The 12,608-nt window shown below is 70.1% G+C and carries 13 protein-coding genes; 3 read left to right on the top strand and 10 right to left on the bottom strand.

Annotated elements, in window-relative coordinates:
- Positions 1–48 precede the first annotated feature (48 nt).
- A complete protein-coding gene (locus SNE35_RS05415; RefSeq protein ID WP_320421844.1) occupies positions 49–1,266 on the top strand; it encodes a glycoside hydrolase family 5 protein in 1,218 nt (405 codons plus the stop codon).
- Positions 1,267–1,278: 12 nt separating this feature from the next.
- Here the strand turns inward: SNE35_RS05415 and SNE35_RS05410 are convergent, their stop codons facing one another.
- From SNE35_RS05410 to SNE35_RS05400, 3 genes are read right to left on the bottom strand one after another with little or no spacing between them, the layout of a single operon-like run.
- A complete protein-coding gene (locus SNE35_RS05410; RefSeq protein ID WP_320421843.1) occupies positions 1,279–2,355 on the bottom strand; it encodes a redoxin family protein in 1,077 nt (358 codons plus the stop codon).
- An 8-nt stretch (positions 2,356–2,363) separates the two neighbouring features.
- Positions 2,364–2,783: an organic hydroperoxide resistance protein gene (locus SNE35_RS05405; RefSeq protein ID WP_320421842.1), complete on the bottom strand. Its 420-nt coding sequence runs from the start codon at positions 2,781–2,783 to the stop codon at positions 2,364–2,366.
- A 37-nt stretch (positions 2,784–2,820) separates the two neighbouring features.
- Entirely contained in the window at positions 2,821–3,852 is a 1,032-nt protein-coding gene (locus SNE35_RS05400) for an alpha/beta fold hydrolase (protein WP_320421841.1), read from the bottom strand.
- A gap of 121 nt (positions 3,853–3,973) precedes the next feature.
- Here SNE35_RS05400 and SNE35_RS05395 point away from each other — a divergent pair, with 121 nt between their 5' ends.
- On the top strand, positions 3,974–4,888 hold the full coding sequence (locus SNE35_RS05395) for a LysR family transcriptional regulator (protein ID WP_320421840.1): 915 nt from the start codon (positions 3,974–3,976) through the stop codon (positions 4,886–4,888).
- A 9-nt stretch (positions 4,889–4,897) separates the two neighbouring features.
- On the opposite strand, the gene SNE35_RS05390 is transcribed toward SNE35_RS05395, so the two are convergent.
- The 7 genes from SNE35_RS05390 to SNE35_RS05360 all read right to left on the bottom strand — a co-directional run bounded on the left by SNE35_RS05390 (position 4,898) and on the right by SNE35_RS05360 (position 11,020).
- A complete protein-coding gene (locus SNE35_RS05390) occupies positions 4,898–5,365 on the bottom strand; it encodes a carboxymuconolactone decarboxylase family protein (RefSeq protein WP_320421839.1) in 468 nt (155 codons plus the stop codon).
- A gap of 44 nt (positions 5,366–5,409) precedes the next feature.
- A complete protein-coding gene (locus SNE35_RS05385; RefSeq protein ID WP_320421838.1) occupies positions 5,410–6,378 on the bottom strand; it encodes an RNA polymerase sigma-70 factor in 969 nt (322 codons plus the stop codon).
- Between the two features lie 45 nt (positions 6,379–6,423).
- Positions 6,424–7,746, bottom strand: coding sequence for a PQQ-dependent sugar dehydrogenase (locus SNE35_RS05380; RefSeq protein WP_320421837.1), 1,323 nt, complete (start codon positions 7,744–7,746; stop codon positions 6,424–6,426).
- Positions 7,747–7,803: 57 nt separating this feature from the next.
- On the bottom strand, positions 7,804–8,124 hold the full coding sequence (locus SNE35_RS05375; protein ID WP_320421836.1) for an EthD family reductase: 321 nt from the start codon (positions 8,122–8,124) through the stop codon (positions 7,804–7,806).
- Between the two features lie 84 nt (positions 8,125–8,208).
- Positions 8,209–9,009: a fumarylacetoacetate hydrolase family protein gene (locus tag SNE35_RS05370; protein WP_320421835.1), complete on the bottom strand. Its 801-nt coding sequence runs from the start codon at positions 9,007–9,009 to the stop codon at positions 8,209–8,211.
- Between the two features lie 98 nt (positions 9,010–9,107).
- Positions 9,108–10,337, bottom strand: a complete 1,230-nt coding sequence (locus tag SNE35_RS05365; protein WP_320421834.1) for a c-type cytochrome — start codon at positions 10,335–10,337, stop codon at positions 9,108–9,110.
- The gene (locus SNE35_RS05360; RefSeq protein ID WP_320421833.1) at positions 10,334–11,020 is read right to left on the bottom strand and encodes a c-type cytochrome; all 687 of its coding nucleotides are present in this window, start codon (positions 11,018–11,020) and stop codon (positions 10,334–10,336) included. The genes SNE35_RS05365 and SNE35_RS05360 overlap by 4 nt, the downstream gene beginning before the upstream one ends.
- 83 nt (positions 11,021–11,103) lie before the next feature.
- On the opposite strand from SNE35_RS05360, the gene SNE35_RS05355 reads away from it, so the two are divergent.
- Positions 11,104–12,549: an aminotransferase-like domain-containing protein gene (locus SNE35_RS05355; RefSeq protein ID WP_320421832.1), complete on the top strand. Its 1,446-nt coding sequence runs from the start codon at positions 11,104–11,106 to the stop codon at positions 12,547–12,549.
- Positions 12,550–12,608 lie beyond the last annotated feature (59 nt).

Below are 12,608 nucleotides of genomic sequence, written 5' to 3'. Positions count from 1 at the left end.
CTGGACCGTTGCTAGACTCCCTCGCCAATAAAACGACAGGGAGACATGATGGACAAGCGCATCGATGAAATTTCGCGCCGGCGGTGGATTGGCCGGGGCCTGGCATATGCAGCGCTGGGCGGCACGCTCGGTGCCTGCGGTGGCGGTGGCGGTGGCGGAGGTGACGGATCAGGCGGCGATGACGGCCCGGTCGTCCCGCCCGCCCAGCCGCAGTTGCCGCCGATCGTCGCCGACACGCTGCCGCGCCTGCGTGGCACTAGCGTCCTGCCGGACACCGACTGGGCCGTGGCCACTTCGTCGCGCTGGACCCATATCGAGGAACTGCCAAGCGCCGGTGCCAATGCCGTGCGCCTGTTCCTGCAACCCTTCTCGTTCGCCGATGGCGCATCGCTGCTGCCGGGCCAGTCGCTGGCCCAGGCGATCGCCGAGTCGATGAAGCAGTGGGGCGCGATGGTCGACTGGTGCCTGTCGCGCAAGGTCTACGTGATCCTCGCGATCAATCTGGAGATCAGCTATCCGGCCTACGGTGTCTGGCCCTCTGACGGACGTTCGCTGTGGAAGGATGCGTCGGCGCAGGACGAGTTCGTCGCCGCCTGGACGGCGCTGGCCACGCAATACGCCGGCCGGGCAGGCATCGTCTTCGACCTGCTGAACGAGCCGCACGGCATCACCGACGACGAGATCGCCGGCAACCATGCCTTGCCGAAGTCGGTGTGGAATGCGCTGCACCTGCGCACGCTGAACGCCGTCCGCGCGATCGATCCGGCGCGCTGGCTGATCGTCGAGCCGGTCTGGGGCGACGCGGCCAACTTCGCGGATCTGTCGACCAACGGCGACGCGAAGACGATCTACAGCTTCCACTATTACGGTCCGCACTACTTCACCCACCAGGGTGTCAGCGGCTGGCCGGCCGCCGGAACGGTGCACTACCCCGGCGTCACGCAGGACGCCTCGTGGCAGGCTCCCGCCACCTGGGACAAGACCCGCATCGCGGCGGAGATGAAACCCGCCGAGGACTTCGGCCGCGCGCATGGCGTGCGCGTGATGCTGGGCGAATTCGGCTCATCCCGTGGCGCACCAGCGGCCGAACGCGCGGCCTGGACGGCCGACGTGCTGGCGGTGGCCGATGCCGCGGGCCACGATCTCGTGTACTTCCAGTACGACGGCTGGGGCGTCGCCACCGACTTCACGCAAGGCTGGGCCTTCGAGAACTCGCCGGTCGAGCCGCTGCTGCAGGCGCAGTTCGCACGCAACAAGGTGTCTTGAGCAGGCAGCCGTTCAACCGAAGGTGAACGCGTGCGCCCGCACGCCCTCGTCGAGGAACTCGATCTCGAACACCCGTTCCGGCGCATCCGGCGAGGCCTGGCGCACCAGTTGGTACAGCCGGTAGGCATCGACGCGGCCCGTACCGTCGGGGGCGACGTCGCTGCCGTGGTCGACGCCGGGCGGCTTGCCGTCGATGGTGATGCGGAAGCGCACCGGGCGGCCGTCCTGGCGGGTGCCCAGCACCAGGTGCAGGTCGCGGGCGCGGAAGCGGTAGGCGATGCGGCCGCCGGGCTGTGCGAGTTCCACTTCCTCAGGGTCGGCGGTCCAGCGGCCGGACAGGGTCCATTCGTTCAGGCCCAGGCGTGACGAGGGCGTGAAGCTGCGCGGGCCGCCAGCCCGCAGGTCGCCACCGGCCGTGGTGAAGCCCTCGGCGCGGGCGGTGCCCAGATAGGTTTCGTCGGAGGCAGGTTGCCGCGCGCCGGCGGCGGCCTGGGTGCCGTCCGCCTGTGGAGTGACGAGGTCGGTGGGCACGTTCGGGCGACCGGCCTCGCGCAGCAGCTGCTGGATCAGCCGCTCCGCCTGGTCGTAGCGACCTTCGCCGAGCTGGCGGGAGCGCACGCGGCCGCTCGCGTCGACGAAGTAGAAGCTGGGCCAGGCGCGCGTGCCGAAGGCATTCCAGATCGCGCGCCGGCTGTCGACGGCGACCGGGTAGTCGATCTTCAGGTCCTTCACCGCGCGTTGTACGTTGGGCAGCGAGTGCTCGAAGTCGAACTCCGGCGTGTGCGCACCGATCACGACCAGGCCCGACGGCCCGTACTTCTCGGCCCAGGCGCGCAGGTAGGGCAGCGTGCGCAGGCAGTTGATGCAGGAGTAGGTCCAGAAATCGACCAGCACGACCTTGCCGCGCAGCGCCTGCGCGTTCAGCGGCGGCGAGTTGATCCACGCGGTTGCGCCGTCCAGCGGGGGCAGGGGCTGTGGAGTCAGGGCCGAGGGCGCGGACAGCCACTCGGCGCGGGTCTCCAGCGGATGCAGCGCGGCGAAGGCCAGCGCAGCGGATCCGACGACGGCAGCAAGGCGCGGGAAGCTCATGGCAGACCTCAGGCGAGCGTGATCGTGACGTCGATGTTGCCGCGCGTCGCCTTCGAATAGGGGCAGGTCGCGTGGGCGGCGTCGATAAGTTGACGGGCAACCGCCAGGTCCAGGCCGGGCAGGCTGACCATCAGCCGTGCCTGCAGGAAGTAGCCGCCTTCGCCGGTGCCGAGGTCCACCTCGGCGGCCACCGACACGTCGGCCGGCAGCGCCACCTTGGCGGCGCGCGCTGCGTGGCCCATCGCGCCGATGAAGCAGGCCGACCAGCCGGCCGCGAACAGCTGCTCCGGGTTCGTGCCGGCGCCGTGGCTGCTGCCGGGCGGGGTCAGGGCGATGTCGAGGCGGCCGTCGTCGCTGCGCGCGCTGCCGTCGCGGCCGCCGCGGGTGGTGGTGCGGCCGGTGTAGAGGACCTTGTCGATGCGGGACATTGCGAATCTCCTTGAATGAATGAGCTTGATGGATGGATCAGAGACAGGTGACGTCGAGGATGGCCTGCGCGAACGCGGCCGGGGCTTCCTGCGGCAGGTTGTGGCCGATGCCGCCGGTGAGCAGCCGGTAGTCGTACTTGCCGGTGAACTTCTTGCGGAAGGGTGCATCGCCGACCGCGTGCGGCGCGCCGTTGGCGTCACCCTCCATCACGATGGTCGGCACCGTGATGACGGGGCCGGCGGCCAGGCGCTGTTCCAGCGCGTCGTAGATGCGCTCGCCGTCGGCCAGGCCCTGGCGCCAGCGGTAGTTGTGGATCACGATGTTCACGTGGTCCGGGTTGTTCAGCGAGGCGGCGCTGCGCTCGAAGGTGGCGTCGTCGAAGGCCCACTTCGGCGAGGCGGTGCGCCAGATCAGCTTGGCGAAGTCGTGGCGGTTCTTCTCGTAGCCGGCGCGGCCGTGTTCGGTGGCGAAGTAGAACTGGTACCACCAGGCGTACTCGGCCTCCGGCGGCAGCGCCGTGGCCTTGACCGTGGCGGGGTTGCCGATCAGGTAGCCGCTGACGGAGACCAGCGCCTCGCAGCGCTCGGGCCACAGCGCCGCGATGATGCCGGCGGTGCGGGCGCCCCAGTCGAAGGCGGCGAACACGGCCTTGCGGATCTTCAGTGCGTCGAGCAGGGCCATGATGTCCGTCGCCACGGCGGCGGGCTGGCCGTTGCGGAAGGTGTCGGCGGAGAGGAAGCTCGTGCTGCCGTGGCCGCGCAGGTGCGGCACGATCACCCGGTAGCCGGCCGCCACCAGGCGCGGCGCCACCTCGACGAAGCTGTGGATGTCGTAGGGCCAGCCGTGCAGCAGCACGACGACGGGACCGTTCGCCGGGCCCAGGTCCGCGTAGCCGACGTTCAGCAGGCCGGCATCGATCTGGCGCAGCGGGCCGAAGGACGTGGCCGCGGCGGCATCGGCATCGGCGGCGGCCGTAGCGGCACGGGCCGGCGTGGCCAGCGACAGGCTGGCGAACGCGCCGAGGCCGAGAGCGCTGGCGCCGAGGAAGTTGCGTCGAGTGGTCGTCATCGTGGGCTCCTTGTGTCGTTGGCGAGATGGTCCGCCGATGGCGCCAATCGAACAAGAGCAACTAAAATCACACATCGTTGCCTGGTTGGCAACGTAACGGGCAACGAAGCAGAGGATTCCGATGCGAGAGATCAACCAGCAGCGCCTGCGCTATTTCCGCGAGGTCTACGCACAGGGCACGATCCGCGGCGCGGCGGACAGCCTGAACACCGCCCCCTCGGTCATCACCCGGCAGATCCGCCTGCTGGAGGAGGAACTGGACACGCGGCTGTTCGAACGCGAGGCCCGCGGCGTCAGGCCGACCGAGGCCGCTGCGCACCTGCTGGAGTTCTGGCGCGGCTACCGCTCGCACCAGGAGCATCTGGAAGAGCGCCTGCAGGCGATCAAGGGCCTGCAGCACGGCCACGTGCGGCTGGCGATGAGCGAGGGCTTCGTGGACGTGCTCGTCAACGAGGTGCTGACCGATTTCTGCGCGCGCTATCCGAAGCTGGAGATCGCGATCGACATGGTGTCCGTCGAGGACATGATGGCGAGCGTGGCCGAAGGCCGCGCCCACATCGGCCTGGCCTACAACCCGCCGGCGCACGAGCAGATCGAGTGGCGCGCGAGTTCGCTGCAGCCGGTCGTGCTGATGGTGCATCCGACGCATCCGCTGGCGCGGCGCGGCGGCCCGGCCAGCGTGCAGGATCTGCTGGAGCATCCGTTGGCCTCGATGCCCTCGGCCTTCGGCATCGGCAAGGCGACCGAGATGCTGTCCTTTGCCGAGAACGTCGAGATCCGCCCGGCGCTGATGACGAATTCGCTGACGGCGCTGAAGCGGCTCGTCGCCACCGGCCGCTTCGCGACGCTGATCGGCGAGTTCGCCGCGCGCCGCGAACTCGATGCGGGCGAACTGGCCGTGGTGCCCATCGACCACCCGCTGTTCCGCGGCACGCAAGCGCGGCTGCTGGTGAAGGCCGGCCGGCCGCTGGGTGCGGCCGGCGACGAACTGCTCGCCTGGATCCTCAGGCGGATGAAGATGTTCGCGCCGGCCTGATCGATCCCTTTACTCGATCGGCTTCTCGACCACCGGCGCCTGCATGCCGATCGCCATCCGGTTCCAGGCATTGATCGTCGCGATGGCCCAATTCAGCTCGACGATCTCCTGATCGCTGAACTGCAGCTTCAGCGCCTCGAACTTCGCGTCGTGCTGGTCATGGCCGTGGCTGACGCGGGTCAGCGCCTCGGCCCAGTCCAGCGCAGCGCGTTCGCGCTCGCTGTAGAAGCCGCACTCGCGCCAGGTGATCAGGCTGTTGATGCGCTGCCAGCCTTCGCCGGCCTTGCGCAGGTCGCGCACGTGCATGTCCACGCAGAAGGCGCAGCCGTTGATCTGCGAAACGCGGGTCTGGACCATGTCGATCAGCACGCGGCCGAGCGTCGAAGTGCTCAGCGTCGCGCTGACGCCGGCCATCGCCTGGTAAGCCTTCGGCGCGATCGCGGTCCAGGGGAGGCGGGGTTGGTTGTGGTTGCTCATGTCGTTCACCTTTCGCTTGAGGGTTGATGTTTGCGTCTACATCCTCAAGACGAACCAGGCTCCGTGTTTGTGACGGGGGGCGTGACGACATGCAGCTCGCGGCCCAGCATGCGCGCGATGCGGGCCAGCTTTTCCGGGTTGCGCTGCGAATGGATGCGCACGATGTGCTCGCCATCGGTCTCCAGCGACTGGGCCGATTCCAGCGCGCCGTCCACGAAGCGCAGCAGGCCCCACTCGCCGTTCAGCACGACCACCTCGTAGCGCAGCCCTTCGCGGTGGCGCAGGCTCAGCGCCAGGTAGAGCTGGGCGATGCGCTGGCCGCCTTCCAGCGGCCGGCCGAAGCTGGGCACGAAGCCGCCGCCGTCGCCGACCAGCTGCGCCTCTTCGGCCAGCATTGCCTTCAGTGCGGCGAACTCGCCACGCGTCGCGGCGTCGGCGAAGCCGCGCAGCAGCTTCAGATGGGTCTCGTGCGGCACCACCTGGCGCGGGCGCTTCTCGTCCTTCAGCTGCGCCTTGGCGCGATGGACGATCTGGCGGCACGCCTGCTCGCTCTTGCCGAGCGCTTCGGCCACCTCGGCGTAGTCGGCATCGAAGACCTCGCGCAGCAGGTAGGCGGCGCGCGCCTCGGGTGCCAGCCGCTCCAGCAGGGTCAGGAAGGCCACCGAGAGGTTGTCGGCGCGCTCCAGCAGCTGTTCCGGCGAGGGCGTGTGCTGGCCGAAGTCGTCCGGCGCGTCCATCAGCGGCTCCGGCAGCCAGGTGCCGACGTAGTGCTCGCGCTGCGTCTTGGCGCTGCGCAGCCGGTCGATCGCGATGCGCGTCGTCACCGCGACCAACCAAGCCTCGGTGTTGTCGATGCTGGCGCGGTCGGTGCCGTGCCAGCGCAGCCAGGCGTCCTGCACCACGTCCTCGGCCTCGGCGGCGGCGCCCAGCATGCGGTAGGCGATGCCTTGCAGCCGCGGGCGCAGGCGGTTGAAGCTGTCGTCGTCGGGATTGCGAGGCGTGGTGTCGTTCATGGCCTGTAGACGTTGCAGGCCCCGATTCTGTGACAGCCCGCCTCGTCAAGGCGTCATGCTGACCCGCCAGATCGCATTGCCCACGTCGTCCGCCACCAGCAGCCCGCCGCGCTTGTCGAGCGCGACGCCGACCGGCCGGCCCTGCGCCTCGCCCTTGTCGTTCAGGAAGCCGCCCAGCACTTCCAGCGGTTCGCCCTGCGGCCTGGCGCCGTTGAAGGGTACGAAGATCACCCGGTAGCCGGCCGGCGTGCTGCGGTTCCACGAGCCGTGCTGGCCGACGAACATGCCGTGGGTGAAAGCCGGGCCGAGGCTGTTGCCATCGGCCGTGGCGAGGCCCAGCGAGGCGGTGTGGGCGCCCAGCGCGTAGTCCGGCGGAATCGCCTTGGCCACCATGTCGGCGCGGGCCGGCTTGACGCGTTCGTCCACATGCTGGCCGTAGTAGCTGTAGGGCCAGCCGTAGAAGGCGCCGTCGCGCACGCTGGTGATGTAGTCGGGCACGAGGTCGTCGCCGAGCTCGTCGCGCTCGTTGACGGCCACCCAGAGCTGGCCGCCGCCCGGCTCCCAGGCCATGCCGACGGGATTGCGCAGCCCCATGGCGAAGGCGCGTGTGGCGCCGCTCTGCAGGTCGATCTCGACGATCTGCGCGCGGTTCGCCTCCACCGCGATGCCGTTCTCGCCCGCATTGCTGTTGGAGCCGATGCTGGCGTAGAGCTTCTTGCCGTCGGGGCTGGCCACGAGATTCTTGGTCCAGTGGTGGTTGATCGTGCCGGCCGGCAGATCGGCCACGCGCTGCGGCGGGCCTTCGAGCTTGACCTGGCCGGTCTGGTAGGGGAAGCGGACGACTGCGTCGGTATTGGCGACATAGAAGCTGTCGCCGACCAGCACCATGCCCAGCGGCGAACTGAGGCCCTCGGCGAAGACGCTCTTCTGGTCGGCGATGCCGTCGCCATCGGTATCGCGCAGCAGGGTGATGCGGTTCGCGCTGGGCGTCTGCGCGCCGGCCTTCTTCATCAGCTGGCGCTGCACCCAGGCCTTCGGACCCTTGCCGTCGTCGGGCCGCGTCGGCGCATTGGTCTCGGCCACCAGCACGTCGCCGTTGGGCAGCACGTAGACCCAGCGCGGGTGATCCAGCCCCGTCGCGAAGGCGCTCACGGCAAGCCCCGCACCCGCGCGCGGCTTGCCGCCCTGGGGCCAGCCGACGGCCGGTGCGATCTTGACGGTGGGGATCAGCTTCTTGTTCGGCTTGGGCAGCGCGGGTGCGGGGCCGAAGCTGGAAGCCGGGGAGGTCGGCACGGTGTCCGGAGGATCGGCGGCCAGCGCACAGCCGGCGGCCAGCAGGGCGACGGCGTAGACAGTTCGTTTCAGCATCATGCGGCCTTATGGCAAGCCGGATGCCGGCCTGCATACTGGCCGCTGCCTCGCTAGCTAGGCGTTCCCGACCACCACTTCACTGATCTGCACGATCGGCTGCAGGTCGGTGTAGTTCGGGATGTCGCCCATGATCTCGGCCGCGTGTGGCCCGAAGCCGGCCTGGAAGGCCTCGACCGAGTCGCAGAAGATGTGGCACATGCCGACGTAGGTCGCTGGGGTGTCCGGCGCGCCGCCGGCCAGGCCCTTGTCCACCGTGTAGAAACGGCAGGTGTCGCCCATGCGCGCCTTGACCAGCGGCATGTGGCTGTCGCGGTAGTACTCGTGGTTGAAGCGCGCGCCGGGCTTGTTCGGATACATGACGCTGACCTTGATCATGATGACTGTCTCCTGCTGGGTGTTTGTGTGCCGCGGCCATCGTGCAGCAGCGGGCGCGGGGCGGCAAGCCCCGCTTGCTCCGCGTTACACGATGCGGATGCCCAGGTTGGGCAATCCATCGATATGGCCTTCGATCACGTCGCCGCGCACCACGGGGCCGACGTTCTCCGGCGTGCCGCTGTAGACGATGTCGCCCGGCTTCAGCTCGAAGGCCTGCGAGAGCTGGCTGATCTGCTCGGCCACGCTCCAGATCATGTCCTTCAGGTCCGCGCTCTGCTTGAGCTGGCCGTTGACCTTCAGCCAGATCGCGCCTTCCTTGAAGTGGCCCGTGTCGGCCACGCGGTGCAGCGGGCCCATGGGCGCGCTCATGTCGAAGCTCTTGCCGATCTCCCAGGGCTTCTTCTGGTCGCCCATGCCGCGCTGCAGGTCGCGCCGTGTCATGTCCAGGCCGATCGTGTAGCCGTAGACGAGGCCCAGCGCCTGCTCCGGCGTGAGGTTGCGGCCGCCTTTGTCCAGCGCGGCGACCAGCTCGATCTCATAGTGGTAGTTCTTCGTGAGCGTGGGGTAGGGGTGGTCGGCGACGGTGCCGGGCGCGACGTTCTGCACCGCGTCGGCCGGCTTCTGGAAGAAGAACGGCGGCTCGCGCGTCGGGTCGCTGCCCATCTCGCGCGCATGGGCGGCGTAGTTGCGGCCGATGCAGTAGATGCGCCGCACCGGAAAGCGCTGCGTGCTGCCGACGATCGCGATCGTGCTGGCGGGCACCTCGAAGGGCGTGGCGGGCCGGCTGCTGTCGGCGGCCTGTCCCGCTTGGCCCGGAAGGGCACAGCCGGCGACGGCGCCGGTGGCGGCGGCCAGCGAGGTGTTGAGCATCGAGCGTCGGTCCATCGGGTCTCCTCGTTCTTGTCGGTGATGACGGGAGACTAGGGCGGGCGGTGCCCGCCGCCCATGCTCGCTACTACCGAGATTGAGCGGAGCCCGGGCGCTCAGCGCACGCGCATCACTTCCAGCGCCGACACCGGCGGCGCGCTGTTGCCCCAGGCCTGCCGCACGAAGCTGGCCACCGCGGCAATCTCGGCCTCGTCCAGCGCATGGGTGAACGGCGGCATGCCGGCCGGGCGCGGGTTGCCCGGCGTGGCGGGTGCGAAGCCGCCGTGCAGGATCGCCTGGACCGTGTTCTGTGCGGCGGACAGTTGCACGCTCGGGTTGCCGGCCAGCGGCGGGTAGATGCCGTCGCGGCCTTCGCCGTGCGCGCCGTGGCAGTCGGCGCAGTGCTTGTCGTAGATGCGCTGGCCGAGGTCGAGCACGCTGGCGTCGATGCCCTTGGACTTGCGCTTGACGGGTTCGGCGGGCTCGAGGCTGGCGACGTAGCGGGCCATGGCCTGCACGTCGCTGCCCTCCAGGTGCGAGGAGCTGAGGTAGACGACCTCCGCCATCGGCCCCATCACGCTGCCGTGCTTGCTGACGCCGTCCTTCATCAGCGCCGCGAAGCGCGCCGGATCGCCGCCGCCCACACCCGGCGCGTACCAGTTCTGCACCGGGATCAGGCCGCCGGCCAGGCGCAGCTCGTCGACGCTGCCGCCCAGAGCGTCGCGCTCCGCATGGCAGGCGCTGCAGTGGCCGAGGCCGCGCACCAGGTAGGCGCCTCGGTTCCAGTCGGCGGCCTGGCGCGGATCGGGCTCGAAGCTGCCGGGGCGGAAGTACAGCGCGCGCCAGACGGCCAGCGACAGCTGGCTGTCGTAGGGGAAGCGCAGCTCGTGCGGGCGGTTGGCCTGCGACACCGGCGGCAGGCTGCGCAGGAAGGCGTAGATCGCGGCCGAGTCGGCGCGGCTGACCTGGGTGAAGTTCGTGTACGGGAAGGCGGGGTAGAGCAGGCGGCCGTCCTTGGCGCGGCCGTTGTGCATCGCGCGCCAGAACTCGGGCTCGGTCCAGCGGCCGAGGCCCGTGGCCTCGTCGGGCGTTAGGTTGGGCGCGAAGACGGTGCCGAAGGGCGTGTCGATGCCACGGCCGCCGGCGTATTCCGCGCCGCCTTGCGTGGTGTGGCAGCCCATGCAGTTGCCGGCGCGGGCGAGGTAGGCGCCGCGGGCCACGGTGTCGGCGGTCGGGGCAGGCGAGGGTGAATCCAGCCCGTCCTCGCCGCGCAGGTTCAGCCAGGCGACCAGTGCGACGGTGGCGACGAGCAGCGCCAGGACGATCGAGACGATGCGCTTGATCATCGTGCGCTCCCGCATTCGACCGGCAGCGGCTCGCTCGGCACGGGTGCCGGCCGCGTGTCCGCCGGCAGCGGCTGCTGCGCAAGCCAGCCGGAGACGGCGGCGACGTCGGCGGGGCTGAGGCGATTGGCGATGTCGGCCATGCAGTCGGGCTTGCGCGTCGCGCGGATGTGCGTCTGCCAGGCGCCGAGCTGGCCGCCCAGGTAGCTGCGCGGCAAGCCCAGCAGGCCGGGGACGGCGGGCAGCGTGCCGGTCAGCTTCTGGCCGTGGCAGGCGGCGCAGGCGGGAATGCCCAGCGCCTTGTCGCCGTCGCGGGTCAGCGTGGCGCCGCGTGCCAGTTCGGCCGCGGTGGCCGGCTGCGGCGGCGCTTCGGCGTAGGGCAGCTCCAGCGCCGAGAAGTAGCCCGCGATTTCGCGCAGGTAGGCGTCCGACATCTGCGCGGTCAGGTGCGCCATGTCGGCGTTCTTGCGCCGGCCGTCGCGAAAGTTGACGAGCTGGTTGAACAGGTAGCCGGCCGGTTTGCCCGCGATGCGCGGGTAGTAGCCGTCGGGCGCTGCCCGGCCTTCCTTGCCGTGGCAGGCGGCGCAGGCCTGCAGTCGGCGAGCGAGGTCGTCGTTGTCGGCGGCGTGCGCGGAGGGGAGGGCCAGCGCGCTCAGCAGCGCCAGCAGCAGGACGTTCTTGTTCATGTCAGCCCGGACTGTGCCTGAACGGCGACGCCAGCGTCAGACTCAGTTGGCGCTGAATTTACCGTATCAGTACAGTTCACCAGATGGACGAAACACCGGATCAGAAGCTCCCGAAGCGCTATGAGGCCCTGGCCGACGAGATCGCCGCCTCGATCCGCAGCGGCGCGCTGCGCGCCGGTGACCGCCTGCCCTCGGTGCGCCAGGCCAGCGCGGCGCGGCGGGTCAGCCCGTCGACGGTGTTCGAGGCCTACTACCTGCTGGAGGCGCGCGGCCTGATCGCCGCACGGCCGCGCTCGGGCTACTACGTCACTGCCGCGCAGCCGGTGGCGCAACAGCGCATGCCCGAGCCGGCGCAGCCGGTGGGCGAGGTGCAGGCCGTGGCCGTGGCGGAGCGCGTGCAGCAGCTGCTGGGCCTGGCGCGCGAGCGCGACCTGGCGCCGCTGGGCTCGGCCTTTCCGAGCCCGGCGCTGTTCCCTTTAGCCACGCTGTCGCGTGCACTGGGCCGGGCGATGCGCGTGCTCGATCCCTGGCGCACGGTGGAAGACCTGTCGCCGGGCCACGAGGGGCTGAGACGGCAGATCGCGATCCGCTACATCGGTGCCGGCTTCAGCCTCGATCCGGCCGAGCTGGTGATCTGCAACGGCGCGATGGAGGCGCTGAACCTGTGCCTGGAGGCGGTGACGCGGCCGGGCGATCTCGTCGCCGTGGAGAGCCCCTGCTTCTACGGCGCGCTGCAGGCGCTGGAGCGGCTGGGCCTGCGCGCGGTGGAGGTGGCGACCGACCCGCGCGGCGGTGTTGACCTCGGCTCGCTGGCGGCGCTGCTGGAGCGCCATCCGATCAAGGCCTGCTGGCTGATGCCGAACTTCCAGAATCCGCTGGGCAGCCTGATGCCGGTCGAGAACAAGCGTGCGCTGGTGGCGCTGCTGCGCGAGCGCGGCGTGCCGCTGATCGAGGACGACGTCTACGGCGAGCTGTACTTCGGCGAGCGCCGGCCGCCGCCGGCCAAGGCCTTCGACGAGGCAGGCCTGGTGCTGCACTGCGGCTCGTTCTCGAAATCGCTGGCGCCGGGCTACCGCGTCGGCTGGGCCGCGGCGGGGCGCCATGCGCAGGAGGTAGCGCGGCGCAAGCTGATGAGTTCGTTGTCCGCCGCCGTGCCCTCGCAGGAGGGCCTGGCCGAGTACCTGCGCCACGGCGCCTACGACCGCCACCTGCGCCAGTTGCGCCGCACCCTGGCCGATGGCCAGGCCCGCGCGCTGCGCGCGATCGACAAGCACTTTCCGCCGGGCACCCGGGTGACGCGGCCCGAGGGCGGCTATTTCTGCTGGGTCGAACTGCCGCCCGCGGTCGATGCGCTGGCGCTGCACCGGCTCGCGCTGTCGCACCGGATCAGCGTGGCGCCGGGCGCGCTGTTCTCGGCCGACCAGCGCTTCCGCCATCACCTGCGTATCAACTACGGCCACCCCGAAGGCGGGCGCACCGAGGCGGCGCTGAAGACGCTCGGCCAACTCGCCCGTTCTCTCTGCGGTTGACCCCGTCAAAGCACGTCGTTAGTGCATACTTCTTCGCTGCTTTGATCCGTCCCCACGCA

It is taken from the genome of Roseateles agri, assembly GCF_034043675.1.
Classification (GTDB): domain Bacteria; phylum Pseudomonadota; class Gammaproteobacteria; order Burkholderiales; family Burkholderiaceae_C; genus KK5.
The sequence above is the reverse complement of the archived record's forward strand: the minus strand, read 5'-3'. Positions and strand labels throughout refer to the sequence as shown.

Excerpts from the sequence above, each read along its gene's own strand:
- SNE35_RS05380 (WP_320421837.1), bottom strand. The coding sequence starts at position 7,746 with ATGCTGAAACGAACTGTCTACGCCGTCGCCCTGCTGGCCGCCGGCTGT.
- SNE35_RS05400 (WP_320421841.1), bottom strand. The coding sequence starts at position 3,852 with ATGACGACCACTCGACGCAACTTCCTCGGCGCCAGCGCTCTCGGCCTC.
- SNE35_RS05370 (WP_320421835.1), bottom strand. The coding sequence starts at position 9,009 with ATGGACCGACGCTCGATGCTCAACACCTCGCTGGCCGCCGCCACCGGC.
- SNE35_RS05390 (WP_320421839.1), bottom strand. The coding sequence starts at position 5,365 with ATGAGCAACCACAACCAACCCCGCCTCCCCTGGACCGCGATCGCGCCG.
- SNE35_RS05415 (WP_320421844.1), top strand. The coding sequence starts at position 49 with ATGGACAAGCGCATCGATGAAATTTCGCGCCGGCGGTGGATTGGCCGG.
- SNE35_RS05360 (WP_320421833.1), bottom strand. The coding sequence starts at position 11,020 with ATGAACAAGAACGTCCTGCTGCTGGCGCTGCTGAGCGCGCTGGCCCTC.
- SNE35_RS05375 (WP_320421836.1), bottom strand. The coding sequence starts at position 8,124 with ATGATCAAGGTCAGCGTCATGTATCCGAACAAGCCCGGCGCGCGCTTC.
- SNE35_RS05395 (WP_320421840.1), top strand. The coding sequence starts at position 3,974 with ATGCGAGAGATCAACCAGCAGCGCCTGCGCTATTTCCGCGAGGTCTAC.
- SNE35_RS05365 (WP_320421834.1), bottom strand. The coding sequence starts at position 10,337 with ATGATCAAGCGCATCGTCTCGATCGTCCTGGCGCTGCTCGTCGCCACC.
- SNE35_RS05410 (WP_320421843.1), bottom strand. The coding sequence starts at position 2,355 with ATGAGCTTCCCGCGCCTTGCTGCCGTCGTCGGATCCGCTGCGCTGGCC.
- SNE35_RS05385 (WP_320421838.1), bottom strand. The coding sequence starts at position 6,378 with ATGAACGACACCACGCCTCGCAATCCCGACGACGACAGCTTCAACCGC.
- SNE35_RS05405 (WP_320421842.1), bottom strand. The coding sequence starts at position 2,783 with ATGTCCCGCATCGACAAGGTCCTCTACACCGGCCGCACCACCACCCGC.
- SNE35_RS05355 (WP_320421832.1), top strand. The coding sequence starts at position 11,104 with ATGGACGAAACACCGGATCAGAAGCTCCCGAAGCGCTATGAGGCCCTG.